The 26,073-nt window shown below is 68.0% G+C and carries 23 protein-coding genes; 12 read left to right on the top strand and 11 right to left on the bottom strand.

What is annotated here, in order from left to right; all coding sequences use genetic code 11:
* Positions 1-35 precede the first annotated feature (35 nt).
* Positions 36-566, bottom strand: coding sequence for a cell division protein FtsQ/DivIB (locus tag HNP73_RS09485; RefSeq protein WP_184148422.1), 531 nt, complete (start codon positions 564-566; stop codon positions 36-38).
* 279 nt (positions 567-845) lie between these two features.
* Here HNP73_RS09485 and HNP73_RS09480 point away from each other — a divergent pair, with 279 nt between their 5' ends.
* The 5 genes from HNP73_RS09480 to HNP73_RS09460 all read left to right on the top strand — a co-directional run bounded on the left by HNP73_RS09480 (position 846) and on the right by HNP73_RS09460 (position 6,360).
* Entirely contained in the window at positions 846-1,742 is an 897-nt protein-coding gene (locus HNP73_RS09480; RefSeq protein WP_184148421.1) for an SMP-30/gluconolactonase/LRE family protein, read from the top strand.
* Between the two features lie 70 nt (positions 1,743-1,812).
* Positions 1,813-3,324 carry a 2,3-bisphosphoglycerate-independent phosphoglycerate mutase gene (gene gpmI / locus HNP73_RS09475; protein WP_184148420.1) on the top strand — a complete coding sequence of 504 codons (1,512 nt, stop codon included), beginning with the start codon at positions 1,813-1,815 and terminating at the stop codon, positions 3,322-3,324.
* A gap of 14 nt (positions 3,325-3,338) precedes the next feature.
* Positions 3,339-4,490: a murein hydrolase activator EnvC family protein gene (locus HNP73_RS09470; protein WP_184148419.1), complete on the top strand. Its 1,152-nt coding sequence runs from the start codon at positions 3,339-3,341 to the stop codon at positions 4,488-4,490.
* 14 nt (positions 4,491-4,504) lie between these two features.
* A complete protein-coding gene (locus HNP73_RS09465) occupies positions 4,505-5,866 on the top strand; it encodes a S41 family peptidase (RefSeq protein WP_184148418.1) in 1,362 nt (453 codons plus the stop codon).
* An 11-nt stretch (positions 5,867-5,877) separates the two neighbouring features.
* Positions 5,878-6,360 carry an RNA pyrophosphohydrolase gene (locus HNP73_RS09460; protein ID WP_184150542.1) on the top strand — a complete coding sequence of 161 codons (483 nt, stop codon included), beginning with the start codon at positions 5,878-5,880 and terminating at the stop codon, positions 6,358-6,360.
* 152 nt (positions 6,361-6,512) lie between these two features.
* On the opposite strand, the gene HNP73_RS09455 is transcribed toward HNP73_RS09460, so the two are convergent.
* The gene (locus HNP73_RS09455) at positions 6,513-6,818 is read right to left on the bottom strand and encodes a putative quinol monooxygenase (protein ID WP_184148417.1); all 306 of its coding nucleotides are present in this window, start codon (positions 6,816-6,818) and stop codon (positions 6,513-6,515) included.
* A gap of 149 nt (positions 6,819-6,967) precedes the next feature.
* Here HNP73_RS09455 and HNP73_RS09450 point away from each other — a divergent pair, with 149 nt between their 5' ends.
* Positions 6,968-7,150 carry a hypothetical protein gene (locus tag HNP73_RS09450; protein ID WP_184148416.1) on the top strand — a complete coding sequence of 61 codons (183 nt, stop codon included), beginning with the start codon at positions 6,968-6,970 and terminating at the stop codon, positions 7,148-7,150.
* A 32-nt stretch (positions 7,151-7,182) separates the two neighbouring features.
* On the opposite strand, the gene HNP73_RS09445 is transcribed toward HNP73_RS09450, so the two are convergent.
* Entirely contained in the window at positions 7,183-8,850 is a 1,668-nt protein-coding gene (locus tag HNP73_RS09445) for a Na/Pi symporter (protein WP_184148415.1), read from the bottom strand.
* 299 nt (positions 8,851-9,149) lie between these two features.
* On the opposite strand from HNP73_RS09445, the gene HNP73_RS09440 reads away from it, so the two are divergent.
* Entirely contained in the window at positions 9,150-9,956 is an 807-nt protein-coding gene (locus HNP73_RS09440; RefSeq protein ID WP_184148414.1) for an inositol monophosphatase family protein, read from the top strand.
* A 36-nt stretch (positions 9,957-9,992) separates the two neighbouring features.
* Here HNP73_RS09440 and HNP73_RS09435 read toward each other — a convergent pair whose 3' ends face one another.
* Positions 9,993-11,009, bottom strand: coding sequence for a substrate-binding domain-containing protein (locus HNP73_RS09435; RefSeq protein WP_221288435.1), 1,017 nt, complete (start codon positions 11,007-11,009; stop codon positions 9,993-9,995).
* A gap of 180 nt (positions 11,010-11,189) precedes the next feature.
* Here HNP73_RS09435 and HNP73_RS09430 point away from each other — a divergent pair, with 180 nt between their 5' ends.
* Genes HNP73_RS09430 through HNP73_RS09420 form a run of 3 tightly spaced genes read left to right on the top strand, consistent with a single transcriptional unit; the run spans position 11,190 to position 15,575 of the window.
* Complete coding sequence (locus HNP73_RS09430) at positions 11,190-12,212, top strand: ABC transporter substrate-binding protein (protein ID WP_184148413.1); 1,023 nt, start codon at positions 11,190-11,192, stop codon at positions 12,210-12,212.
* On the top strand, positions 12,209-14,497 hold the full coding sequence (locus HNP73_RS09425; RefSeq protein ID WP_425486629.1) for an ABC transporter permease: 2,289 nt from the start codon (positions 12,209-12,211) through the stop codon (positions 14,495-14,497). The genes HNP73_RS09430 and HNP73_RS09425 overlap by 4 nt, the downstream gene beginning before the upstream one ends.
* A 1-nt stretch (position 14,498) precedes the next feature.
* Positions 14,499-15,575: an ABC transporter ATP-binding protein gene (locus HNP73_RS09420; protein ID WP_184148412.1), complete on the top strand. Its 1,077-nt coding sequence runs from the start codon at positions 14,499-14,501 to the stop codon at positions 15,573-15,575.
* A gap of 6 nt (positions 15,576-15,581) precedes the next feature.
* Here HNP73_RS09420 and HNP73_RS09415 read toward each other — a convergent pair whose 3' ends face one another.
* From HNP73_RS09415 to HNP73_RS09395, 5 genes are all read right to left on the bottom strand, one after another.
* Complete coding sequence (locus tag HNP73_RS09415; protein WP_184148411.1) at positions 15,582-16,601, bottom strand: LLM class flavin-dependent oxidoreductase; 1,020 nt, start codon at positions 16,599-16,601, stop codon at positions 15,582-15,584.
* Positions 16,602-16,713: 112 nt separating this feature from the next.
* On the bottom strand, positions 16,714-17,385 hold the full coding sequence (locus HNP73_RS23245; protein ID WP_343063245.1) for an HlyD family secretion protein: 672 nt from the start codon (positions 17,383-17,385) through the stop codon (positions 16,714-16,716).
* Between the two features lie 401 nt (positions 17,386-17,786).
* Positions 17,787-19,478, bottom strand: coding sequence for an MFS transporter (locus HNP73_RS09405; RefSeq protein ID WP_184148410.1), 1,692 nt, complete (start codon positions 19,476-19,478; stop codon positions 17,787-17,789).
* Complete coding sequence (locus tag HNP73_RS09400; protein WP_184148409.1) at positions 19,478-19,933, bottom strand: MarR family winged helix-turn-helix transcriptional regulator; 456 nt, start codon at positions 19,931-19,933, stop codon at positions 19,478-19,480. Before HNP73_RS09400 ends, HNP73_RS09405 begins: the two co-directional genes overlap by 1 nt.
* Positions 19,934-20,006: 73 nt before the next feature.
* Entirely contained in the window at positions 20,007-20,582 is a 576-nt protein-coding gene (locus HNP73_RS09395; RefSeq protein ID WP_184148408.1) for a CAP domain-containing protein, read from the bottom strand.
* A 319-nt stretch (positions 20,583-20,901) separates the two neighbouring features.
* On the opposite strand from HNP73_RS09395, the gene HNP73_RS09390 reads away from it, so the two are divergent.
* Entirely contained in the window at positions 20,902-22,152 is a 1,251-nt protein-coding gene (locus HNP73_RS09390; RefSeq protein ID WP_184148407.1) for a calcium-binding protein, read from the top strand.
* A gap of 159 nt (positions 22,153-22,311) precedes the next feature.
* Here HNP73_RS09390 and HNP73_RS09385 read toward each other — a convergent pair whose 3' ends face one another.
* On the bottom strand, positions 22,312-23,274 hold the full coding sequence (locus HNP73_RS09385) for a formylglycine-generating enzyme family protein (RefSeq protein WP_246399700.1): 963 nt from the start codon (positions 23,272-23,274) through the stop codon (positions 22,312-22,314).
* A gap of 61 nt (positions 23,275-23,335) precedes the next feature.
* Entirely contained in the window at positions 23,336-25,189 is a 1,854-nt protein-coding gene (locus HNP73_RS09380; protein ID WP_184148406.1) for a bifunctional sugar phosphate isomerase/epimerase/4-hydroxyphenylpyruvate dioxygenase family protein, read from the bottom strand.
* Between the two features lie 97 nt (positions 25,190-25,286).
* Between HNP73_RS09380 and xth the strand changes: the two genes are divergently transcribed.
* Positions 25,287-26,060, top strand: a complete 774-nt coding sequence (xth, locus tag HNP73_RS09375) for an exodeoxyribonuclease III (protein WP_184148405.1) — start codon at positions 25,287-25,289, stop codon at positions 26,058-26,060.
* Positions 26,061-26,073: the final 13 nt, after the last annotated feature.

Genomic DNA, 26,073 nt, shown 5'->3' with positions numbered 1-26,073 from the left:
AGACATTTGTATCGGCCAGAGCGTTCGGTCAAGCGTTAGGAGCTACCCTCATGCGACTCTTTCAAAGTGTTGGCCGCTCCGCGTGCGAAGGCTTCAATAATCGCCTGATAGTATGCACCACTCGTAGGTGCGACACTCTTCGATCCCTCCGGAAGCGCGTTCTGCACATCTTGGGCTGATGCGGTGACGTTGTAGGCAGCGGATTTTGTTCCGTCAGCGTTGAGCAACGTCACGAGGCCGGAGAGCCGCGCCGTCTCCGCTGTCGCGCCGGTGGCAAACGGACTTGCGAGCGACAGCTCGTCGACGTTGACATCGATGCGCTTGCCCGCGGGGTCGAGGTAGCCGACGAACTGATCGGCTATCGCGGTCTCGAGGTCCGTGCCGACGTTCTTCCAGTAGGCGACGGCCTGCCGGCTGCCCAATGCCGGAAGGTCGGCGGTTACCGAAACATCGGCGATCCTGAGAGGCTCCTTTTGCCCCGTCGAACATGCAGCCAGCGCCAGGATGGCCGCACCTGCAAAGAATCCGAGAACCCTCATGTCATGTCTCCCCAGACTGATCTTCATTTGCCGCCCTCGCCGCCGCGTCGGTGGAGGTTGCGAGCGGGGAACGCACAGACTCGTGTCGAGGTTCCATGGGCGGAACCGCCATCGGCCCGACCGACGAGAGAAGTCGGCAGACAATGTCCCACCTCGCCAAAGACTTGGGCGGCAGGGCTGTGATTGCCGAGACCGGCGGCTCTCCGCGCCGGTCTCCGCCGAATCGTCCGTCCGCCCTTGCCGACAGGCATCGCATGCCCCAGAACCCACCGCACAGCGACGGGCACAAGTTGCGAGGGAGGAAGCATGGAACTGGATTGCGTGGCGCCGGTCGGCGACATCACCGGCGAGGGCGCCGTCTGGTCGGCTGCCGAGTGCTGCATCTACTGGACCGACATCAACCGCTTTCTCGTGCATCGCCTCGCCGTCAGTGACCGCAGCGTGCGCACCTGGTTCTTCGACGAGCCCGCCGTCGCGGTGGCGCTCACCGATCAGCCCGGCGTGCTGCTCGTGGCGCTGGCCACCCGCCTCGTGCTCTGGACGCCCGCGGACGACGAGCGCCGCACGATTGCGACACTGCCGGCGAGCGACGCCGTCCGCTTCAATGACGCGCGCCCCTGCCCGCGCGGCACCCTCATCATTGGCACCATGGGCAACAACGTCGGCCCCGATGGCGAGGCGGGCAACGTGACGCCCGGACTCGGCGCCCTCTACCGCTTTGCCGGGGACCACCTCGATGCGGGCGCCTTCGAGACGCTCGAAACCGGCATCGGCATCGCGAATACCGTCGCCTGGAGCCCGGACGCCGCAATCTTCTACTTCGCCGATACTCTGGCGAACGAGATCCGCACCTGCGAGCACCATCCCGAGACCGGCGCCCTCGGCACCCCGAGCGCCTTCTTCGCGGGGTTCGAGCGCGGCGCACCGGACGGCTCGGCGATCGACAGCGCCGGATATCTCTGGAACTGCCGCTATGGCGGGGGCTGCGTGGTCAGGATCGCGCCGGACGGCAGCATCGAGCGCATCATTGAGGTACCGTGTGGCAATGTGACAACCTGTACCTTCGGCGGTACCGACCTTCGGACACTCTTCATCACCACGGCGCGGGGCGGCAGCGGCCGGTCCGAGCGGCTCGCCGGCAGCCTTTTCGCCCTCGAAGCCCCTGCCCCCGGTGTGCCCGAGCGCGCGTTCCGTCTCGGCTGAGCCCGTTTGCCAAGCCAGCCGCCGCGGGTTAAACGCGACCATCGAGGCGCGATGCATGGAGAAATGAGCAATGCGGCCAGTGGTGCTCTGCATTCTGGATGGCTGGGGGCTCAACCCTGCGCGTGAGGCGAATGCCGTCGCTCTGGGCCTGACGCCCAACTTCGACCGTATCTGGTCGACGCGGCCCCATGCCCAGCTCCTGGCCTGCGGCCCGGATGTCGGGTTGCCCATCGGGCAGATGGGCAACTCCGAGGTCGGCCACACCAACATCGGCGCCGGCCGTGTGGTGTGGATGGACCTGCCGCGCATCGACAACGCGATTTCCGACGGCAGCTTCGCGGTGAACCCGGAACTCGGGGCCTTCATCGGCAAGGTCTCGGCGGCGGGAGGCACCGTCCACCTCGCCGGTCTCGCCTCGCCCGGGGGCGTCCATGCCCACCAGCGCCAGATCGCCGCTGCCGCCACCGTTCTCGCCAATGCCGGGCTCAAGGTCATCGTCCATGCCTTCCTCGACGGGCGCGACGTGCCGCCGTCGAGCGCGCTCGGCCAGATCGCCGAGCTTGAGGCCGCGCTGCCGAAGGGCGCCGCGATCGGCACGGTCTCCGGTCGGTTCTACGCCATGGACCGCGACAAGCGCTGGGAGCGCGTGACGCAGGCAGTCGATGCCATGCTCCACGGGCAGGGCCAGCACGCCGAGACCGCGGAGGCCGCGATCACCGCCGCCTATGCGCGCGGCGAGACCGACGAGTTCGTGCTGCCGACCGTCATCGGCGCCTACAAGGGTGCGGCCGATGGCGACGGCCTGCTCTTCGCCAATTTCCGCGCCGATCGCGCTCGGCAGATCCTCGGCGCGCTCGTCGATCCGAAGTTCGACGGCTTCGAGGTGGTGGGGCGGCCGAAGTGGTCGGCCATGCTCGGCATGGTGCAGTATTCCGACGCCCTCGACACGCTCATGCCCGCGATCTTTCCGTCGCAGAACATTGAAAACACCCTCGGCGCCTACGTCGCGTCGAAGGGCCTGAAGGAGTTCCGCATTGCCGAAACCGAGAAGTACCCGCACGTCACGTTCTTCCTGAACGGCGGGGTCGAGACGCCCTACGACGGTGAAGTCCGCTACATGGCGCCAAGCCCAAAGGTCAGGACCTACGATCTCCAGCCGGAGATGTCGGCGGCGGAGGTCACCGAGCATCTGGTCGCCGCCATCCGTTCGGGAGAGTACGCGCTGCTCGTCTGCAACTTCGCGAACCCCGACATGGTGGGTCATACCGGCGTGCTGGAAGCCGCGATCAAGGCCGTCGAGACGGTGGACGCGGGGCTTGGGGAGGTGATCAGCGCGGTCGAGGACATGGGCGGATCGTTGCTCGTCACCGCCGACCACGGCAACTGCGAGGTCATGGTCGATCCGGTGACAGGTGCCCCGCACACCGCGCACACGCTCAATCCCGTTCCGGTGATCCTCGTGGGCGGGCCGGAAGGGGCACGCCTGCACGACGGCCGTCTCGCTGACCTGGCGCCGACGCTGCTTTCGCTCATGGGCCTCGACCAGCCGGCAGAGATGACCGGCGAGAGCCTGCTCTCCTGACCGGGATGCGGTCCTTGCGCCTCCCGCGCCTTGCTGCGATGGCGCTGCTCTGCGCGCTGCCGGCAGCGGCTGGCGCGGAGGCCGTGGTGGCCGGAGCGGACGGGCTCGCCGGCGCGGCGGCCCGCATCGCGGGCGCCGCAAAGGGCATCGAGGCTGCCCGCGGCGTCCTCGAGGCGGCGAGCGGCACCCCGGAAGAGGTCGCCGCGCTTGGCCGCGCCATCGAGGCCTACGACGCCGCGCTCTCGGTCCTGCGCGACGGCGTCGCCGAGGCAGCTGGCCGGGAGCAGGCGATCGGCGTCGATCTCTCCGACCGGCGACAGGAAATCTCGCGCCTCCTCGCCGCGCTCGAGACCATGAGCCGCACCCCCCAGCCCGCGCAGGCCATGCACCCGCTCGGGCCGATCGGTGCCGCGCAGGCGGCGGCGATGATGTCGCATCTTACCCCCGCGCTGCAGGAACAGGCGTCGAAACTCACGGACGAGCTCACCAGCCTGCAGGCGGCGCGCAAACTCAGGACCGAGGGCGAGATGAGCCTCCACGCGGGCCTCGCGACGCTCACGAGCGCGCAAGAGCGGCTCTCCGAGGCGATCGCCCGGGCGAACCCGGGTCAGCCCGGCCCCGAAAGCCCGTCTGCGACGATGCTGGCGCGCGACGCCCTGACGCTCACCGATCTCGCAGCGACCCTGGCGCGCAGTGCCAGCGCCGCGCCGCCCGCGTCCGCGCCGCCGGACGGACCCTCTCCCTACGCCTGGCCGGTCGATGGCACCGTGCTGCGCCACTACAACGAGCCTGACGCGGCCCGGGTGCGTCACCCGGGGATCGTGCTTGCCGCAAGTCCGTTCGCCCTCGTCAGCGCCCCGGCGGACGCGCTCGTCCGCTACGCCGGGCCGTTCCTTGAATATGGCTATGTGGTCGTGCTGGAACCTGACCCGAGGACGATGATCGTGCTCGCCGGACTCGCGCAACTGCGGGTGGAGACCGGCGCGCCGGTGCGGCGGGGCGAACTGCTGGGCGTTCTCGGCGGAAGAACGCCAAACGTTGAAGAATATGTGATGTTACCCGACTCTGAGACTGGCACCGAAGCCGGAGAAACCCTGTATATAGAGGTCCGACGCGACCGGGGCCCCATCGATCCGGAGCCCCTTTTCGCCAGGGACAACCGATAGGAAGAGAACGCTCGATGAAGAAGATCTGGATGGCCGGGCTCGGTGGCGCGGCACTCGGGGCGCTGGTGAGCACCCAGCTCGCCGGGCCGTTGCTGGCGCAGGAGGCGGACAAGGGCAAGTCCGTCTACCAGGAGCTTGATCTCTTCGGCGACATATTCGAGCGGATCCGCAGCTCCTACGTCGAGCCGGTGGACGACAAGACGCTGATCGAGGCGGCGATCAACGGCATGCTGACGCATCTCGACCCGCATTCGAGCTACATGCCGCCCGACGACTTCGACGACATGCGCGTCCAGACCAAGGGCGAGTTCGGCGGCCTCGGCATCGAGGTGACGCAGGAAAACGGCATCGTGAAGGTGGTCTCGCCGATCGAGGGCACCCCAGCCGACGCGGCCGGCATCAAACCGGGCGATCTCATCGTCCAGGTGAACGGCGACAGCGTGCAGGGCCTGACCCTGAACGAGGCGGTGGAGATGATGCGCGGGCCGGTCGGCTCGGAGATCACCATCACCATCTCGCGGCAGGGCACGCCCGATCCGTTCGACGTGAAGCTGAAGCGCGAGACGATCACCATCTCGCCGGTCGAGTCCCGCGTCGAGGACGGCGTGATCATCCTGCGCCTCAAGACCTTCAACGAGCAGACGTTCCCGGAAATGGAGAAGCAGTTCAAGGCCGACATCGAGCAGGTCGGCGGCCTCGACAAGGTCACGGGCGTCGTGCTCGACCTGCGCAACAACCCCGGCGGGCTGCTCAATCAGGCGATCTCGGTCTCCGATGCGTTCCTCGATTCCGGTGAGATCGTCTCGACCCGCGGCCGCGACCCGCGCGACAGCGAGCGCTACAACGCGACCCCGGGGGATCTGACCACCGGCAAGCCGATGGCGGTCGTGGTGAATGGCGGCTCGGCCAGCGCCTCAGAGATCGTCGCAGGTGCGCTGAAAGACCACCACCGCGCCGTCATCATCGGCACCCAGACCTTCGGCAAGGGCTCGGTCCAGACCATCATGCCGATCGAGGGCGAGGGCGCGATCCGGCTCACCACCGCGCGCTACTACACCCCGTCCGGCCGCTCGATTCAGGCGCTGGGCGTCGCCCCGGACATCATCGTCGAGCAGCGCGCCCCCGAGGACGTCGCCCAGTCGCAGGAGCAGCAGAACCCGATGCCGCTGCGCTCGGAAGCCGATCTGCGCGGGTCGCTCGAGAACGACAGCCTGACGCCGGACGAGAAGAAGATCCTCGAAGAGGACCGCAAGCACAAGGAAGAGACCGCGAAGCTCCGGGCCGAGGACTATCAGCTCAGCTACGCAATCGACATCCTGCGCGGCATGTCCTACCTCGCGTCCGAGAACACCGGCGTCAAGGAGAGCGCGAACTGACGAAGCGCGTGCTGACCGAAGCCCAGATCCACGCCCTGCCCTATCGGCCGTGCGTCGGCGTGATGCTCTTGAACCCGGCGGGGCTTGTCTTCGCCGGGCAGCGGCTCGACAACCCCGAGCCCGCCTGGCAGATGCCGCAGGGCGGCGTCGACCCGGGCGAGTCCCCGCGTGACGCAGCGCTGCGCGAGCTCTGGGAAGAGACCGGCGTGACGCAGGGCCTCGTCGAGGTGGTGGCCGAGGCGGCGGAGCCGGTGCGCTACGACCTGCCCTTCGACCTGGTGCCTCGCCTCTGGAAGGGCCGCTTCCGCGGACAGGAACAGCGCTGGTTCCTCATGCGCTTCCTCGGGCAGGACAGCGACGTCCGCATCGACACCGAACACCCGGAATTCCGCGAATGGGCCTGGGTGCCGACGTCGACGCTGGTCGAGCGCATCGTCCCCTTCAAGCGCGCGGTCTACGCCGCGGTACTGGAGGCGTTCCGGGACCGGCTTTGAGGGCCTGTGCCTGGAAAGGAACGAGCGCCGACAGTCCGAAGACACCGGCTTCGGTTCCCTTGGCGGTGTTCCGGGAAACACCGCCGGCGGCAACGGGACACGCGCGCGACCACCCGTCGGGGCGCATGCGGCCCCTGGCGTTCCGCCCGGTCTCAGGCGAGGCCGGTGACCCTGAAGTCCCGCGCAATCCCGGCCGTTGCCTCCCACCACGCCGAGCTTCGGGTTCGCTGCTGATGGAACTCGAACGCCGCTTTGTCGCGAAAGCTCTCCTCAACGCGCCAGACCAGCGGGTCGTCGGTGCGGGTGACGTCAAACGACACGCACCCGGGCTCGCTCCGCGTCAGGCGGATGTGTTCGGGAAGGTGCTCGCGGACGGCGTCCGCCTCCGCCTGCGACGTGCAGATCAGGCGCCCGGACAACCGCACGCCGCCGATCCTGCCGTCCGTTTCACCTGACATCCGCGTCCTCCCGCTTCGTTCAAGGCTCCCACGAACGGCGGGCGCCGGTAAAGCCCGGTAAAGCGTTGTCACGGGCGACGACCGCGCAACCGCTTTGCGATTTGCGGCGCCTTGTGGTATGCTGCACCGCAACAAAGGAGAGTCCCCTGATGAAGAATCCCTGGATGAGCATGTGGCTCAGCGCCGCCAACAAGGCCGCCGGTCCTGCGCGCGGCTTCTGGTCCGCCGAGATTGCACGCCAGCAGAAGGCGTTCGCGAAGACGATGACCGAGGCGATGTTTCCGAAGCCGTCGAGCTCGAAGTCTTCCTCGAAGAGTCGCCGGAGCAAGTAACGCCGCAAACGCGCGCCCCTCGCCGGGGACGCCTACTTGACCGCCCGCAGGCGCGAGCCGCGGAGCATGCCGCGCTCTTCGAGCACCGGATAGGCCATCGAGGCGAGAAGCGAGTTGATCTGCTTCAGGTCGCGGATGGTGTCGAGATGGATCGCGCTCGTCTCGATGCTCTCGGGCGTCCCCTCGCTCAGGCGCAGGAAATGCCGGTCGCTCGACGCGCGCTCGAGGTCACGCAGGCGCTCCTTCTCCTCGACGATCTGCCGCGCGGTTTCGAGGTCGCGGCTCACCAGCACGTTGAAGGCAAGGCGCGCGGTGGCGAGCACCGACTGGTGGATCCGGACCAGATCCGCCCAGCCTTCCGGGGTGAAGTGCAGGTGATACTTCATCTTCTTGCGCACCTGCGCGAGGAGGTTCCGCACCACGATATCCCCGACCTGCTCGAGCTTGACGCAGGCGCCGAGCAGTTCCTGCGCCCGAAGCGCGTCCACCGGGTCGAGCGGCTGCGCGGTCACCCGGGCGAGATAGAGCTTGATCGCCCGATGCTTGAGGTCGAGCCGGTCATCGAGGGCGGCGAGCGCCCGGATCCGCTCCTCGTCGGGATCGGAGTAGAGGTCGATGACGCGCGCGAGCATGATCTCGACCAGCTCGCAGATCCGCACGACCTCGCGCGTGGCGTTGGCGAGGGCCTGCCGCGGCACGTCGATCACCCGCTCGTCGAGGGCGGAAATTTCCATGTCGGCAAGGCTCGCCACCGGCTCCGGCGGCGAACTGAGCTGCACCAGCCGCTTTGAGGCGGCATAGGTGACGCGCGCGAGCGGCACCCCGAGGCAGAGCACGACGACGTTGAAGAAGAGGTGCGCGTTCACCACGCGCGACGCGCCTTCGCTGCCGAGAAAGCTCAAGGCCGGGTGAAACGTCTCGAAGGCGACGAGCATCGCGAGTGAGCCGGCGCCGCGCATCAGCAGGTTGCCGATCGGCACCACCCGCGCGTCAGGCGCCATCGTGCGGGTCAGGATCGGCGCGATGAACGAGCTGCCGAGGTTCACCCCCAGCACCAGAACGATCGCGAGATCACCCGGAATGATCCCGCGCCCCGCGAGCGCCGCAAGCAGGAGGATCGCCGCGATCGACGAGTGGAAGGCCCAGGTGACGAACGCCGCCAGCAGGAACGCGGTCAGCGGATCGCCGGAGAAATACGAGACAACCGCCGGCAGCGCCGGGCTTTCCCGCAGCGGCTCCGATGCGGAGCCGACCATGCCGAGCGAGAGCAGCAGCAGGCCTATCCCGATCAGGATGCGGCCGATCTGGCGGTACTCCCGCCGCTCGGTCACCATGAAGAGCACCGTCCCGGCGATGAGCGCCACCGGCACGAGGAGCGAGAGATCGAAGCTCAGGAGCTTGGCCACCAGCGCCGAGCCGACCTCGGCGCCGCGCACCGCCAGCTGGCTCGTCAGCCCGCCGACGATGCCCGACCCGGCGAACGACGAGATGAGCAGCGTCACCGCCGTCGAGCTCTGGAACGCGATCGCAAGCCCGGTGCCGAGCAGCACCGCCATCAGCGGCTTGTCCATCGTCCGCCGGAGCCGATGGCGCAGAACCTCGCCGTAAGCCCGCTCGACCCCGGTTCGCACCATTCGCGTTGCGTAGAGCATGAGGGCCACCGCGCCGCCGAGGTGCAGGAGCACCACGGATCCGGTCACGGCAAGGCTCCACCAGAATGAGCCGCCAGACCTGCTGCCGGTATGTTGGTCCCCATTTGCATGACAGTATCGTTGCACCCGAGTGCAAGAATGACAACAGGCTTGCCGAGCAGACTGTGCGAAACGTCTCCAAATACTCGACTCGGCAGACTTCAGCCGAACAGATTGCCGTGATAGTCGCGACCACCCGGACGATCATACCGGCCTTGGCATTTTGCACAGGCGTGCATCAGCGTTGACATGACTCTCACGCCATGAAAGCACTTGCCGGTGATGATCGCGGAGAAGGAACCAGTCGGATGGCGGGCAAAATCGGCGTGGGGCAGGACGGACTGGATGCGCGGGCCGACTTCTGCCGGGAGCTTGCCCGTCGCGCCGGTGCCGTGGCGCTCGACGGCTTCGCCCGGATCACTCCGGGCGCGGTCCGCATGAAGGGGCCGCAGGATTATCTCACCGAGACCGACGCCGCGGTGGAGCGCCTGGTGCGCGAGGCGATCGCCGATGCCTTTCCCGACGACGGCTTTCTCGGCGAGGAGACCGGCGGCACCATCGCGCACGGCACGTGGGTGGTCGATCCGATCGACGGCACCGCGAACTTTGCCCGGGGCCTGCCGCACTTCTGCATCTCGATCGCCTTCGTCCGCGACGGCACCACCGAGATCGGTGCGATCTGCAACCCCGTCCTCGACGAATTGCACTTCGCCCGGCGCGGTGCCGGTGCCACCCGCAACGACGCACCGATCTCCGTCGCGCCGACGCGGGATCTGACCACCGCCTCCGTGGAACTCGGCTGGTCGCCGCGGGTGCCGAACGCGCGCTACCTCGCGGCGATGTCGGCATTGCTCGACCTCGGGATGAACGTGCGCCGCGGTGCGTCTGGCGCGCTCGGCCTCGCCTTCGTCGCCGACGGCCGATCGGACGGCTATGCCGAGGTGCATATGAATGCCTGGGACTGCCTCGCGGGACTGCTGCTCGTCGAGGAAGCCGGCGGCCGCGCCGGGCCGTTCCTCCGCCACGGCAGCCTCGCCGATGGCGGCCCGGTCATCGCCGCGGCGCCGGGCGTCGCGGACGCCCTCGCGGCTGCGACGGGCCTCGGGTTCGCCTGAGCGACCGAAGCCCCTCGCCGAGCCTTGTCGGGCCGGTCAGCGCGGCCTGACCGAGCCGCGCCAGACCGGTGTCGCGTGGAAGCGGCGGACGGTGCCGTCCGGTTCCGGTGCGGTCAGGAGCGCCATGATGTGCCCGGCCATCTCGTCCACCGGCTGACGGAAGGTGGTCAGGTCATAGGCCGCCCATCCCGCCTGCTCGATATCGTCGAAACCGATCACGCACAGCTCGTCCGGGATCGCGAGGCCGAAGGCGCGGGTCGCGGCGTCCATGAAGCCGCAGGCGAGCAGATCGGTGACGCAGAATGCCGCGTCGGGCCGGACCGAGCCGCTGAGCACGCTGCGGCCCGCGTCGAAGCCGGCGGCGTAGCCGGTCGGGCCGGCACGGACCACGGTGCAGGCAATGCCGCGCTCTGCGGCAGCGGCGGTGAACGCCTGCTCTCGTGTGACGATGCTCGGCGTGCCCGCGGTCGAGGAGACGAGCGCGACGCGCCGGCAGCCGCAGCGGTCGAGCATGTGGAGCGCCTCGCGTGCGGCGGCGGCATTGTCGACGGAAACCTGCGCAGGTCCTGCGATCGGGTCGTCGCGGTTGATGAGCACCACGCGCTGGCCGCTGTTGACGCAGGCGGCGACGAGGCTGGCGGAGGGGGCGCCCGAGAGCACGACGCTGGCCCCCGCGCGGTAGTTGAGCGACCGGCGAAGCGCCGCCTCGACGCCATCGACCCCGCCGGAGGTATCGATGACCAGCGCCACCCGGTCGGCCGCCTGAAGCCGTCGGGTCAGTGCGGCGAGCATCGCCGACTGGAAGGGCGTCGCCATTTCCGCCACCAGCAGGGAGACGATCCCGCTCTCGTCATGGATGAGGCCCCGGGCGAGATGATTGACGTGGTAGCCGAGTTCCTCGGCGGCGCGCAGCACCTTGCGCCGGGTGGCATCGGAGACGCTCGCCCCGGCGGTGAAGGTGCGTGAGACCGCCGAACGCGACACACCGGCGCGCTCCGCGACCTGCTGCGCGCTGACGAAGGCTCTGGCTTTCGGCTCGACCACAGACGGCACTTGGCGACACCAGCTTGACCACCTGTGCATCATTGCTGCATCCCGGGCGCACAGCAAGGTGGATCGTCGGGATGATCCGCCATGAACACGATTGCATCACATCGGGATTCGCCGCACCCTGACGCAGGCCGCCCCCGGAGAGAGGCGGAAGAACGGTACACCCTGGGGAGGGAACGACCGATGCGAACGCTCATCACTTCGACAGCTGCGCTGGCGCTCTGCGTGACATTGGCTCAGGTCGCGCGGGCCGACAGCCTGACTCTCTACTGTGCCGCGGACGAGGCCTGGTGCCAGCTGATGGCGAAGGACTTCGAGGCCGAGACCGGCATCACCGTCGACATGACGCGCAAGAGCTCGGGCGAGATCTACGCGCAGGTGAAGGCCGAGGCCGACAATCCGAAGGGTGACGTCTGGTGGGCCGGCACCGGCGACCCGCACCTGCAGGCCGCGCAGGAAGAGTTGACCGAAGAATACGAGTCCCCGCTCATGCCCGAGCTCCACGACTGGGCGATCAAGCAGGCCGAGGCGGGCAATCACCGCACCGTCGGCGTCTACTCCGGCGCGCTCGGGTTTGGCTACAACAAGGACCTGCTGGCCAAGAACAACCTGCCTGAGCCGAAGTGCTGGGCCGATCTCGTGAAGCCCGAGTTCAAGGGCCAAATTCAGGTGGCGAACCCGAATTCGTCCGGCACCGCCTACACCATGCTGGCGACGCTCGTGCAGCTCATGGGCGAGGAGCCGGCCTTCGAATACCTCAAGGCGCTGCACAAGAACGTCAACCAGTACACGAAATCCGGTTCCGCGCCGATCAAGGCGGCGGGTCTCGGTGAGACGACGGTCGGCATTGTCTTCCTGCACGACGCGGTGGCGCAGGTCGCCGCCGGTTTCCCGGTAGTGCCCGTCGCGCCCTGCGAGGGAACGGGCTACGAGATCGGCTCCATGTCGATCATCGCCGGCGCCCGCAACGAGGACGAGGCGAAGAAGTTCTACGACTGGGCGCTCTCCGCGCCGGTGCAGTCGAAGGCGCAGACCGTGAAGTCATTCCAGCTCCCGTCCAACAAGGCCGCCACGCAGTCGCCGCTCGCGCCCGATCTCTCGACGATCAAGCTCATCGACTACGACTTCCAGAAGTTCGGCTCGTCCGAGGAGCGCAAGCGGCTTCTGAAACGCTGGGATGACGAGGTGGCCTCGCAGCCGCAGTGACGAACGCCGCCGTCGTGCCGCACGCCCGCTCCCCGGGGCTCGACCCGACCGTCCGGCTCTGGATACTGGTCGGGCTCGTCGGGTTCTGCCTGCTGCCGTGGTACGCGGTCGAGGGTGGTTTCTGGAGCTTTGCCTGGCTGCTCGACGGCTGGCCGTTCGACGAGGACGCAGGGCCCGCGCTCTTTCTCGCCCTTCAGGGCGAAAAGCTCTGGCTCGCGCCGCTCGGCCTCGTGCTTCTCGCGCCGCTCCTGACATGGGGCCGTGACCGCGCCGACCCGGCGTTCGGGCGGCTCCTTGTGGTGATCGGCGCCATCGGCCTCGCGTGGCTGGTGATACAAGGCTATTCGATCGGCCACCGGGGCTGGCGCTACGGCTGGCTGACCGACGTCTTCGGCAAGATCGGCGAGCGCCAGTACGGCGTGGGCTACGGCGCGCTCCTGACCGCGCTCGCGTTTCTTTTCCTCATGACGCGCGGCATCGCGGCGCGCGGCGCGGCGGGGGGCGATGTCTTCGTCACCGGCTCGATCGCCTTCGTCGTCGCCACGGTCACGATCTTCGTCTTCGTGCCGATCCTGCAGATGCTGGCGAACGCCTTCATCACCGACGACCGCAGCTATTCGGTCGCGGCCTTCGGAGAACGCCTGTTCTCCGCCCGGCTCTGGTCGCTCTCGTGCCTCACGGGCGGCCCGCGCTGCGGCGTGGCGTGGAACTCGTTCTTTCTCGCCGTGCTCGTCGGGATCACTTCGACGCTGCTCGGCCTCGCCTTCGCGCTCGTCGCCACCCGCACCGGCTTTCGCTGGCGCCGCGTCCTGCGGGCGCTCACCATCCTGCCGATCATCACGCCCGCCTTCGTCATCGGCCTTGCGGTGATCCTGCTCTTCGGGCTTTCAGGCTTCTTCACGCAGCTCGGCGCCGAGGTCTTCGGGCTTCAGCCCACCCGCTGGGTCTACGGCCTGCCGGGCCTGCTGATCGCCCAGACCCTTGCCTTCACACCCATCGCGTTTCTGGTGCTGATCGGCGTCGTCGAGGGGGTGAGCCCGTCGATGGAGGAAGCGGCGCAAACGCTGCGCGCCGGGCGCTGGCAGACGTTCCTGACCGTCACGCTGCCGCTCATGCGCCCGGGCCTCGCCAATGCCTTCCTGCTCGGCTTCATCGAGTCCATGGCGGACTTCGGCAATCCGCTGGTGCTCGGCGGCAACTTCGACGTGCTCTCGACCGAGATCTTCTTTGCCATCGTCGGCGCGCAGAACGATCCGGGCATGGCCGCGACCCTCGCCGTCGTGCTGCTCATCTTCACGCTGGCCGCGTTCTACGCACAGCGGTTCTGGCTCGGCCGGCGTTCCTACACCACGGTCTCCGGCAAGGGCGACGCGGGGATCCACCCTGCCCTGCCCCGACCGCTCACTCTCGCGCTCTATGCCGTGGTCGGGCTCTGGGTCGGGCTGTCGCTCCTCATCTACGGGACGATCGTCTACGGCAGCTTCGTGCGGCTCTGGGGCGTCGATCACAGCCTGACGCTCGGGCACTATCTGCAGGCGTTCGGCGTCACATGGACCGACCACGGGCTGCTCTGGCGCGGCTCGGCGTGGTCGTCGTTCTGGACGACGATCTGGATCGCCGTCGTCGCGGCGCCGCTCACCGCCGCGATCGGGCTCCTCACCGCGTGGCTCCTCGTGCGCCAGAGCTTCCGGGGCAAGCGGCTCTTCGAGTTCGGGACGATGCTGTCGTTCGCGATTCCGGGCACGGTGATCGGCGTCTCCTACGTGATCGCCTTCAACGTGCCGCCGATCGAGCTGACCGGCACCGGCATCATCCTCGTCATCTCGTTCATCTTCCGCAACATGCCGGTGGGCGTGCGCGCGGGCATCGCGTCGATGGCGCAGATCGACAAGAGCCTCGACGAAAGCTCGCTCACCCTCGGCGCAGGCTCGGCGGCGACACTGCGGCGCATCGTGCTGCCGCTCCTGAAGCCTGCAATCCTCGCGGCGCTGGTCTATTCCTTCGTGCGCGCCATGACAGCGATCAGCGCGATCATCTTCCTCGTCAGCGGCCGTTACGACATGGCGACGAGCTACATCGTCGGCCGGGTGGAGAACAACGAATACGGCATCGCCGTGGCTTACGCGACGGTGCTGATCCTCGTCATGCTGGTGGTGATCGGCGCGATGCAGCTTCTGGTGGGGCGACGGGCGCTCGGCCGGCGGGGAAGCGGCGGCCCGGGGCTCTCGGGGATGCGAACCAACATGTCGCCGCCGCCAGCGGCCGCGATGACGGGAGGCGGCTGACATGGTGAAGCTCAAGGGCAAGGCCGCGTCGGTGGTCTTCGACCAGGTCAGCAAGATCTATCCGGGCGCCACGACGCCCGCGGTCAACGACGTCTCCTTCGAGATCGACGCGGGCAGCCTCGTGACCCTGCTCGGTCCCTCGGGTTGCGGCAAGACGACGACGCTTCGGATGATCGCCGGCCTCGAGATGCCCACATCGGGGCGCGTCCTCATCGGCGGCTCGGACGTGACGCCGCTTCCCGCCACCGAGCGCGACGTGTCCATGGTGTTCCAGTCCTACGCGCTCTTCCCGCACATGACGGTGCTGGAAAACGTCTCCTACGGCCTGCGCTTCTCGGGCTACCCGAAGCGCGAGATCGCGACGCGGGCAGCGGACGGTCTCGCGCTCGTCGGGCTGACCGGCTTCGAGGCGCGCTTTCCCTCCGAGTTGTCGGGCGGTCAGCAGCAGCGCGTCGCCGTCGCCCGCGCGCTGGTGCTGGAGCCGCAGGTGTTGCTCTTCGACGAGCCACTCTCGAACCTCGACGCAAAGTTGCGCCGCCGGGTGCGGGACGAGATCCGCGAACTGCAGCAGAAGCTCGGGCTGACCGTGGTCTACGTGACCCACGATCAGGGCGAGGCGCTCGCGGTCTCGGACCGGATCATCGTCATGGATCGCGCGGTCATCGCCCAGCAGGGCACGCCACAGGAGCTTTACGACGCGCCCGCGACCGCGTTCGTCGCCGACTTCATCGGCGAGTCGAACATCCTGCCCTGCGAGATCATCGCGGTGAACGGCGGCACCGCCAATGTGCGCCTCGGGCCGGTGGCGCTCGCCCTGCCCGCCCGTGGCCTCCGGCCCGGCCCGGCCCGGCTCGCCGTGCGGCCGCACCGGGTCCGGCTCGCCGCGGCCGATGCGCCGAACGCGCTTCCCGCCACGGTGGCGAAGTCGACCTATGCCGGCAGCCACCTGGAGGTCGCCGTCACCACTGAGCTTGGCGCTCTCTTCGTGGTGTCGCCGGAGACGGGCACGCCCCTCGCCCCCGGCGCTTCCGTGGCGCTCGTGATCCCCACCGAGGGGACGGTACTGCTCGTCGCCTGACGGGGTTCAGCGCCAGCCGAGGGCCGGGGCCACGTGGGTCAGGATCGACTCGAGCACATGGGCGTTGTAGTCGACCCCGAGCTGGTTCGGCACTGTCAGGAGCAGCGTGTCGGCCTCGGCGATCGCCTCGTCCTTCGCCAGTTCTTCGACGAGCTTGTCCGGCTCGGCGGCATAGGATCGGCCGAAGATCGCCCTGGTGTTCTCCTCGATGAAGCCGAGCGAGTCGCTGTCGGCGGAGCCCCCGAAATACATGCGGTCCTGATCGTTCATCAGCGCGAAGATGCTGCGGCTGACCGAAACCCGTGGCTCGCGCGTGTGCCCGGCCGCTTTCCACGCCTCGCGATAGGCACGGATCTGCTTTGCCTGCTGGATGTGGAACGGCTCGCCGGTCTCGTCGAATTTCAGGGTCGAGCTCTGGAGGTTCATCCCGAGCTTCGCCGCCCAGACCGCGGTCGCGTCGGTCGCGGCTCCCCACCAGATCCGGTCACGCAGGCCCTCGGAATACGGCTCGAGCCGCAAGAGCCCCGGCGGGTTCGCGAACATCGGCCGGGGGTTCGGCTCGGCGAAGCCCTCACCCTCGATCACCTGCAGGAAGACCTCGGCGTGACGGCGCGCCATGTCGGCATCGGTCTCGCCCTCCGTCGGCGCGTAGCCGAAGTAGCGCCAGCCGTCGATCACCTGCTCCGGCGAGCCGCGGCTGATCCCGAGCTGCAGCCGCCCGCCGGCGATGAGATCCGCCGATCCGGCGTCCTCGGCCATGTAGAACGGGTTCTCGTAGCGCATGTCGATGACGGCGGTGCCGAGCTCGATCCGGCTCGTCCGCGCGCCCATCGCCGCAAGCAGCGGGAAAGGCGAGCCCAGTTGCCGCGCGAAGTGGTGGACCCTGACATACGCGCCGTCGACCCCGAGTTCTTCGGCCGCCACCGCGAGATCGATCGACTGGAGAAGCGCGTCCGCGCCGCTCCGCGTGCCCGAGCCGCGCGCGGGCGACCAGTGGCCGAATGACAGGAACCCGATCTTCTTCACCACATCACCTCCGTAACGGCCGATCCCCTCGTTCGGCACTGGCGGCAAGGTATGTCCCGCCGGCGTCGATGCAAGCGCGGCCGACACGCGGCCGGGAGGACAGACTGTTTCCTCAGAGACCCGTCGGCTGGCCGGCCGCCGATGTCTGCGTGGTGTCGATGCGCGCCACCACCGAGAGGCCCGGGGTCAGGAGCTCAGCCCCGGGCTGACCCGGCGCCACCGCGATCCTGACCGGCAGACGCTGGCTCACCTTGATGAAGTTGCCCGTGGCGTTGTCCGGGCGGATGACGCTGAACTCCGACCCCGTCGCCGGGGCGAAGCGCTCGATGTGCCCGACGAACCGCCGTCCCGGGATGGCATCGACCGAGAGCGCGACCTGCTGCCCCTCGTACATCCCCGCCACCTGGGTTTCCTTGAAGTTCGCGACCACCCAGATGTCGGACGGCACCAGCGTCGCGACACGGGTTCCGGGGGTGACGTATTGGCCGACCCTCGCCGTCACCTCGCCGAGACGGCCGGCCACCGGCGCGCGGATCGCGCTGTTCTCCACGTCGATCTGCGCCAGAGCGACCGAGGCTTCCGCGCCCGCCACGGCCGCCTGCAGCGCATCGCGGTTGACGAGGATCGACTGCAGTCCCTGACGCATCGCCTCGGCCTGAGCTTCGGCCTGCGCCTTCGCGGCACTCGCCTGTTCCTGAACGAGGCGCATCTGATCGGTGTCGACCTGCGTCGAGACACCCCGCTCAAGCAGCGCCTCGGCGCGCTTGCGGTTGGCGCTCGCCACGTCGAGCGCTGCCCGGCGCTGACGACACTCGCCTCCGCCGAGGCGATGTTCGCCTTCGCGGACGCCTCGTCCTGCGCCGAGGTGGCGAGGGCCGCGCGCTGCTGCGCCAGCATCGCCTGCGACTGGGCGAGCTTCTCCCGCGGAATGCGGTCGTCGATGCGAACAAGGATCTCCCCCGCCTGCACCGTCTGGTAGTCCTGCACCGCCACCTCGGCGATATTGCCGGAGATCTGCGGCGCGAGGCTCGTCACCCGCCCGCGCACGTAAGCGTCTTCGGTGAGCTCGATGCCACGGTCAAAAGGGGGCAGATTCCACGCGTAGAGCAGGAGCAGGACGCCGAAAAGCCCGGCGATGGCCGCGATGATCGTCGCGCTGTGACGGAAGAAACTGGACATCTGAATTCACCGAACGGGCTGGGGATCGGCCGGGGCGAGCGCCTTGTGAAGCGCCGCGAGGCTGATGTGGAGAAGCAGGGCGGCGAGTGCCGCCAGTGAAAGCAGCGCGACCGCGCGGAAGACGTCGTTGTAGGCGAGCACCTGCGCCTGTTGGGTCACTTGTTGCTGCAGCAGGGCCATGCCCTGAGCGGCGAGCGCGGCCTTGTCGTTGACGACACTGCCATAGACGGCCGTCAACGAGGCGATGCGCTCGGCGACGAACGGGTTGCCGGGATCGAGGCCGCTCGTCAGCGCAGAGAAATGCGCCTGCTGCCGGAGATCGACGAATGTCTGGAATGCCGCCGATCCCGCCAGACCGCCGATGCTCTGGGTGGTCAGGAACACGATGATGAAGCTCAGGATGTACTGCGGCCCGTTCTTCAGCGCCGACAGGAGCCCGCTCATCACCGCAGGCGGCAAGAATATAGCGATTCCAATGGCTACCAATGCCTGACTGAAGTACATGTTGATCGGCAGCGTCTGGGTGGTCGCGTGGCCGTCGAGATAGGCACCCGTCGCGACGAGGAGGAGGGCCGTGATGTGCAACGCGTGCTCGCGCCCGGGCTTCAGGATCGCCGCGCAGGCGACGCCGCCGACGATGGTCGCGATCAGGATCACCGCGAAGAGGGTGCGAAGCTGGTCGTTGCCGTAGCCGAGGGTGCGAAACAGCCCCGCCGCACCGACGGCCTGCTCCGAGAACACCAGCCGGAAGACGAGGAGCGCGCCGGCAAAGTGCAGGACCGCCGGGCTCGTCAGCCAGCGGATGTCGAGAAGCGGTTCCTTCCGGTTCAGCTCGATCATCGCGGCGCTGGCGACACAGATGACCGCGAGCACCAGAAGCACGCCGATCCACGGTGCCGTCAGCCACCAGTAGAGCCGGCCGAGGACCAGCACGACCGCGACGGAGCCGAAGCCCACGGCGATCAGCAGATAGCTCACCACATCGGCAATCCCGATGACCTTCGCGCGCGGCGGCGAGGTGAGCGGCAGCAGGTAGACCGCCCCGAACGCGAGCAGGGCGAGCCCGAGTTCCAGCACCGTCAGGCCGTGCCAGAGGCCGATGTCGAGCAGCGTGGGCGAGATGATGCGGGCAAGCGGACTGCCGATCGCGAGGGCGGTCAGCGCCAGCGACAGCCCGACGGTCAGCTTTTTCGCTGGCGAGAACGGCTCAAGCATGTAGAGGAACGCGAGCGAGGACATGGGCGCCGCCGCGACCCCGCTCAGGAACCGCACCACGAGCGCGGTCCTGAGATCGCCCGTCTGGTGGTTGAGCAGCGCTGCCGCGACGAAGACGAGGATCGCGATTTCGGCGAAGTTGCGAAGCCCGAACTGCGTCCTGAGCTTGATGAGCGCCAGCGACAGCGACACGTTCGGCGCCATGTAGGCCGCGACGAGCCATGTGGCCTCGGCCGTTGTCGCTCCGAAATAGCCCTGAATCTGCGACACATTGGCCGAGACGAGGTTCATCCCGAAGCCCTGGGTGACGGCAAGCAGGAGCGCCGCGCCCATGTAGGCCGCAGCCCGACCGGCGGGCATCGTGGTGGCGGCTGGCGACGCTGGCGGGGCTGCGGGCGCCTCGTCGGAGGGAACGGAGCGCTCGGTCTCCGGGTCGCCCGCGACGTCCCCGTCGCGCTCGTCGAGCGTCGCGCGAGCATCCATCACGCGTCCTCCCCGGCCCGCTCGATATTCAGCGCGATGCGGCGCAGCACGTCGGAGGCGACTTCAAGATCCTCGGGCGGGATCCCGGCCGCCAGATCGTCGCGCAGTGTCTCGGTCAGCTCGATCACCGCACCGGTCTCGTCGCGCGCCGCTTCCGTCAGGAAGATGCGCCTGACCCGGCGGTCGGTATCGCAGGGGCGGCGCTCCACGAGGCCGGCAGCCACCATGGCATCGAGTTGCCGCACGATCGTCGGCTGCTCGATCGCGAGCGCCTCGGCGAGTTCGCCTTGAGTCAGGCCATCCGCCTGGCTGAGCTGAAGCAGCATCCGGGCGCGGGCATACGTCAGCCCGCGCGACTTCACCCGAGCGTCGAAGAGCGTCCGAAGCTTGCGGCTGGTCGGCGAGAGATCCTGAAAGATCGTTGGCCGGGTTCGGGGAGAGGCGTCGTCGGTCATATACATAGCCAGCAATTGATTAGCTAGCTATGTATATGACTCGGGCGCCATTATCAAGGGCGTCGCGCGCGTCTCAGTCGGCGAAGGCCTGCACGAGATAGAAGTCACCGCACGCCGGTCCGTCCTGGTCGGCGGCAACCCCGGCGCCGAGACGGGAAAACTTCTTGGAAAGCAACGACTCCCGGTGCTTTGGGGAATTGAGCCACCGGTTCACCACCTGCTCGGCGAGGCTTGCATAGCTGTGCCGCGGCACCGGTTGCCCGGTGTCGCCATAGGTGAAGCGGCATCCGTCGCTCTTTGCCGAGATCGGCCGCCCGAGCAGCCGGAAGACCTTGTCCTGCGCGATGTTCTCTCCTGCCAGCCGGAACTTCAGCGACTGACGGTGCAGACGCTGGCTGAGATCCTTCTGCCCCTTGACCGGCAGAACGTGAGAGTGGCTCCTGAGCCGAGCCATGTTGTGCGCGTGGTCGCCCGCTGCCCGGGAGAGCCGGGCGTCGAGCCGGAGCGGCGCCCGTCCGTGGGCCTTGCGCACGGCGTTCGAGAACCGCAGCACCGCCTCGCTGAACAGCGCCTGATCCGGCGCGTCGAGCGCCACAGGCGCGTCAGCCCCCCGCGCGGCCGTTGCGGATATTGCGGGCAGAGGTGTCATCACCGCGGCCGCGATCAAGCACGCAGCCACTGAATGGCGCCCAGGCATCGGAACTCTCCCTGATTTCGGGTAACGCTTGCGCGACCCTGCGGGAGGCCGATTGAAGATCACCTAATCTCCGGCCGCCCATGACGCCGGAAAATCCAGCAAATCCTATAGGGTCGGCAGGGGAACTGCGATTCAGGATTAACCATGCGACAGCCGCACGAGGACGCGTGCCGGCCGTTCAGCGAGGATTCCGGCAAAAAAACTTCTGCCACATTGGAACTGGGTAGCCCCCCAAACCATTTTGGCTGGACTTGAAAGGAGATAATTCATTATGGCAAACATCATTGGTACCTCCCGCGCCGACACTCTGAGCGGTACGAACGCGGCAGACACGATCCACGGTCTGGGCGGCAACGACGACATCAGGGGCGTCCAGGGCAACGACGACCTGTTCGGCGACGGCGGGAACGACACTCTCGCCGGGGGCGCCGGCGGCGACGACCTCTTCGGCGGCAACGGCAATGACCGGCTCGACGGCGGAACCGGCGACGACGTTCTGTTTGGAAATGCCGGGAACGACACGCTGATCGGCGGCACCGGGGATGACTATCTCTTCGGGGGTCTCGGCAACGACGCGATGGCGGGCGGCGCGGGAAGCGACACGTTCCAGATCGGGCCGATTTCCCGGCTCGACGACCCCTTCACCGTGGTCTCCGTCGATTACGGGCAGGACGTCATCAACGGTGGTGCGGGGGTCGACTCGCTCACCATCGCCGGGCCTGAGATCTTCGTGGAGGAGATCGGGAGCATCGGGTCCGGCTATGGCGGTTACGTGGGCGCGCCCGCTGTCCGGGCAAACCTCGGAACGGGAACGCTGCGGATCGGCGACAGCGACATCCGATCGTCCCTGATCTCGGTCGAGAACATCACGACCGGCACGGGCGATGACTCGATCAACGGCAATCCCGCGGACAACGACATCGACGCAGGCGACGGCGCGAACGTGGTCTATGCCGGCGCGGGAGACGACGTCATCTATGGCGGTGCCAAGCTCTTTCCGGACAGCAGTGACTCGCGGGTCGAAATCCTGAACGGCGGGTCAGGCAACGACGCAATCTTCGGCAATGGCTCGTATGGGAACTACGAGGGACATTCCGGCGACCCGGACGACTTCTCCGGTACCGATATCTTCGTCGGTGGAGCAGGGAACGATACCCTCTACGGCGGCGCCGCGTTCCAGATCATGTCCGGAGGACGCGGTGACGACCAGTTCGTGCTGGTCGCCGAACAAGGCCCGACGGGCTTGGGTGGCGGCTGGACGGAATACCTGCCGACGACGATCACCGACTTCACGCGCGGTGACGACGTGATCCACTTCGACGTCGAGGACTCCCTGCGCTTCGTCGGCGCCTCGTCGACGGAGAACCTCGATGTCGGCGATGTGGGCTATCACCGCGACGGCGCCGACACGATCGTCGAGATGAGGGTCGACGACAGCGGCCTCGATGTGTTCGACATCGTCACGGCCACCCTGAGCGACTATTCGGGACGCCTCACGGCGAGCGACTTCGATCTCGGCTGACCCCGGGGACTGCGGGGCCGGCTACGGCCGGCCCTGACCGGGCGCGCAGGGGCTCGGGTGTGGTCTCGCCCGGCCAGACGCGCCTTGTCTGCCGCTGTGCAGGGCGCGAAGCCCTGCTTCGCATATTACCTCAACAAATTTACCTAGTTCCCTGAGATATCAGGTGTTTTGTTTTCGGCGGATGCAGCGGAAGCCGATGTGGCTGGTGCCGGTGTCGATCATCTGAGCGTGCCGCGCCGCCGGGCGGTATCGGCGGCAGTAGGACGGCGCGCAGAGGAACGAGCCGCCCTTCACCACCCGGCGGGGGATGAGGATCCCCGGCTGACGCGGGTCATAGCTGCCGGCCTTGCCCGGTCCGCGCGGGTTGTCCGCGACGCAGCAGCCGGGCTTCTCCGGGTCCTTCGCCGTGTGCCCGGCGGCGAACCAATCCGTCGTCCACTCCCAGACGTTGCCGCAAACCTCATAGAGCCCGTAGCCGTTCGCCGGGAAGGACTTGACCGGGCAGGTGCCGGGCCAGCCGTCCTCAGTGAGGTTCTGCCACGGGAAAGCTCCCTGCCAGGTGTTCGCCACATGCCGGCCGCGCGGCGCAAGCTCGTCACCCCACGCGTATTCGCGGGCGTCAAGCCCGCCGCGGGCCGCGAATTCCCACTCCGCTTCGGTGGGGAGCGCCTTGCCCGCCCATGTGGCATAGGCTTCCGCGTCCTCGAAGGCGATGTGAACGACCGGGTGATCCTTGCGCCCCTTGACCGAACTCCCAGGCCCCTCCGGGTGCCGCCATGAGGCGCCGGAGACCCAGCTCCACCAGTGGCGGAAGTCGCGGGTATCGACCGGCCCCTTCGTCATGTGAAAGACCGTCGAGCCCGGCAGAAGCTCATGCGGCGCGGCATTGGGATAGATCGCCGGGTCGAGCGGGCGCTCGGCGACGGTGACGTACCCTGTCTCGGCGGCGAAGGCTGCAAACTGGCGGTTGGTGACGCAGGCCTCGTCCATCTCGAAGGCAGCCACCTTCGCCCGGTGTGCCGGCGCTTCCTCGGCATAGTGGCGATCCGAGCCCATGAGGAAGGTGCCACCGGGGATGGGACGCATTCCGGGCGCGGCCGGCTTGCGGATCTGCCTGTTCATGCGGGTCTCCTCCTCGCGGCGGAAGGTGCGGCGAGGAGGATCGAAACGCAAGCCCGCGAGGTCACAGACGCGGGATCGCCGGCTGCCGCGCGAGGCGCGCCTGAGCCGCGAGCCGGATCGGCGCATTCGGGGCGCCGTAGCCGGTGTAGCCTTCGCGCTCGACGATCTCGAAGAAGAACCGTTCCTTGAAGGCGCGGGTATAGATCTGGAAGAACCGCCCCGTCTCGTCCTCGTCGTAGAGGATGCCGCGGTCGCGCAGCCGCTCGACGAACTCCGGCTCCAGCCCGAGACGCGCCTCCAGATCATCGTAGTAGTTGTCCGGGATTGGCAGGGTCGCCATGCCGGACGCCTGCATCGCCTCGGCTGCGGCAAAGATGTCGTCGGTCAGGAAGGCGATGTGCTGGGTGCCGGCGCCAAAGAACTCGTCGAGGAAGCGCGACGCCTGGGTCCGCTCGGAGGCCGAGGCGTTCATGCAGATGCGCAGCGTCCGGTCGGGCGAGTGCAGCGCCATGCTCTCGACGACACCGGCCGGGTCGATGACATCGACCTGTGGCGTGCGCTCGACATCGAAGAGCGAGAGATAGAACAGCCGCCAGGTCAGCATCTCGTCCGGGGTCATGGACTGGGAGATATGGTCGATGCGCGAGAGCGGCCCGGGCGGGACGCTCTCGACCGGCTCGAACTCGATCTCCCAGACGCGCGCGAGGTCGGTCTTCGAGTCGGTGAAGTAGAGAAGCGAGCCGCCGATGCCGCGCACCGCCGGGACGTCGAGCTCACCGACCCCGACTTCGCCGCGATAGACGTGCATCCTGAGACCTTCGGCACGGGCCAGCGCCGCCGCGGCGTCGGCGACACGAAGGCCGATCGCGACGACGGAAGGCCCATGCACGATCTGCTGCGAGTGGGCGAGACCGTCGGGCTCGGTGTTGATGACGAGGTTGATCGCGCCCTGGCTCCAGCGCGTGACATCCTTGCTGCGGTGCCGCCCGGTGAGGCGGAAGCCGAGCCCGGCGAACACCGCCTCGAGGGCCGGCGCCTCCTCCTCGGAGACCGCGAACTCGATCCACTCCACCGCCTCGGGGACGACGCGCGGCGGCAGGGTGCCGGGTTCGAGGCGGTCGCGGAGCCAGATCAGCGAGCGCTCGCCGTCTTCGGCGATGCGCCGGGGCGACGCCATGCGGAAGCGGTCGTTGAAGATCTCATGGCTGATCCAGCCATCATAGCCGGTGGAGAGCAGCGCCCGCATGAAGCTGTCCACGTCCATGTCGCCCTGACCGGGGAAATTGCGGAAGTGCCGCGACCACTGCAACAGGTCCATATCCATGGCTGGCGCGTCCGCCACCTGCACGAAGACGATGCGGTCGGCCGGGATCGAGGCGATGGGCGCAACCGGAAGCTTGCGGGCGAGGACATGCCAGCTGTCGAGGATGAGGCCGACCCGGGGGTGGTCGGCGCGGCGCACGATCTCCCAGCTGTCGCGGTAGTCCCAGACGTGGCGGCCGAAGGCGAGCGCCTCATAGCCCAACCGGACGCCGAATGTCTCGGCGACGTCGCCAAGCTCGCGCAGGTCGGCCGCGGCCCGGTCGATGCCGCCAAGCGAAAGCGGCGAGACGTTGGAGCAGACCAGCACATCCTCGGCGCCGAGTTCGTTCATCAGCGCGAACTTGCGCTTCGCCCGCTCGAACCCCCGGCTGCGCTGCGGCTCGGGCATGCCCTCGAAATCGCGGAACGGCTGGAAGGCAATGATCTCCAGTCCATGGTCGCGCACCATCGTCCCGATGTCTGCCGGACGACCGTCATAGGCGAGGACATCCGCCTCGAATATCTCGACGCCATCGAAGCCGGCATTCGCGATAGCGGCGAGTTTCTCCGCGAGCGTTCCCCCGAGCGAGACGGTTGCGATCGAGAACTTCATGCGGGACTCTCCTAATGCAATCCGCACAGCTTTTCGTGGCGCCGAGGGGATTGGCAAGGGGTGGCGATCCCCCTCGGGAGCAGATAGCGTCCGGCCCATGAAAATCGCCTCGTTCAACATCAACGGCATCAAGGCCCGGCTGCCGGCGTTCCTCGACTGGCTGCGCGACGCGAACGCCGACGTGGTGGCCTTGCAGGAGATCAAGTCCACCGACGAGCAGTTCCCGCGCCTCGAGATCGAGGACATGGGCTACAACCTCGAGACCCATGGCCAGAAGGGTTTCAACGGGGTGGCGCTGCTCTCGAAGCTGCCGATGGAGGACGTGACCCGCGGCCTGCCAGGCGATGACAGCGACGAGCAGTCGCGCTGGATCGAGGCGACGGTCGGGGGTGTCCGGATCTGCGGGCTCTACCTGCCGAACGGCAATCCCGCGCCGGGGCCGAAATACGACTACAAGCTCGGCTGGATGGCGCGGCTCGAGGCGCGGGCGAAGGCGCTCATCGAGGCGGAGGAGACCGCCGTCATCCTCGGCGACTACAATGTGATCCCGCAGGACGAAGACTGCTGGAACCCGGCGGTCTGGGCCAAGGACGCGCTCTTCCTGCCGCCGACCCGGGAGGCGTTTCACCGGCTGATCAACCTCGGGCTCACCGACGCCCTGCGCGCGGTGGACCGGAGCCCGGGGATCTATACCTTCTGGGATTATCAGGCCGGGGCGTTGCAGAAGAACTGGGGCATCCGGATCGACCACGTGCTCCTGACGCCGCAGGCGGCCGACCGGCTGGAGACCTGCGGCATCGACGCGGAGGTGCGGCGGCGCGAGAAGCCATCGGACCACGTGCCGATCTGGGTGACGCTCGCCGCGACCTGACGACGCTCGACAG

Source organism: Amaricoccus macauensis, assembly GCF_014201905.1.
GTDB classification, from domain to species: domain Bacteria; phylum Pseudomonadota; class Alphaproteobacteria; order Rhodobacterales; family Rhodobacteraceae; genus Amaricoccus; species Amaricoccus macauensis.
This window is presented reverse-complemented; position numbering and strand designations above follow the sequence as displayed.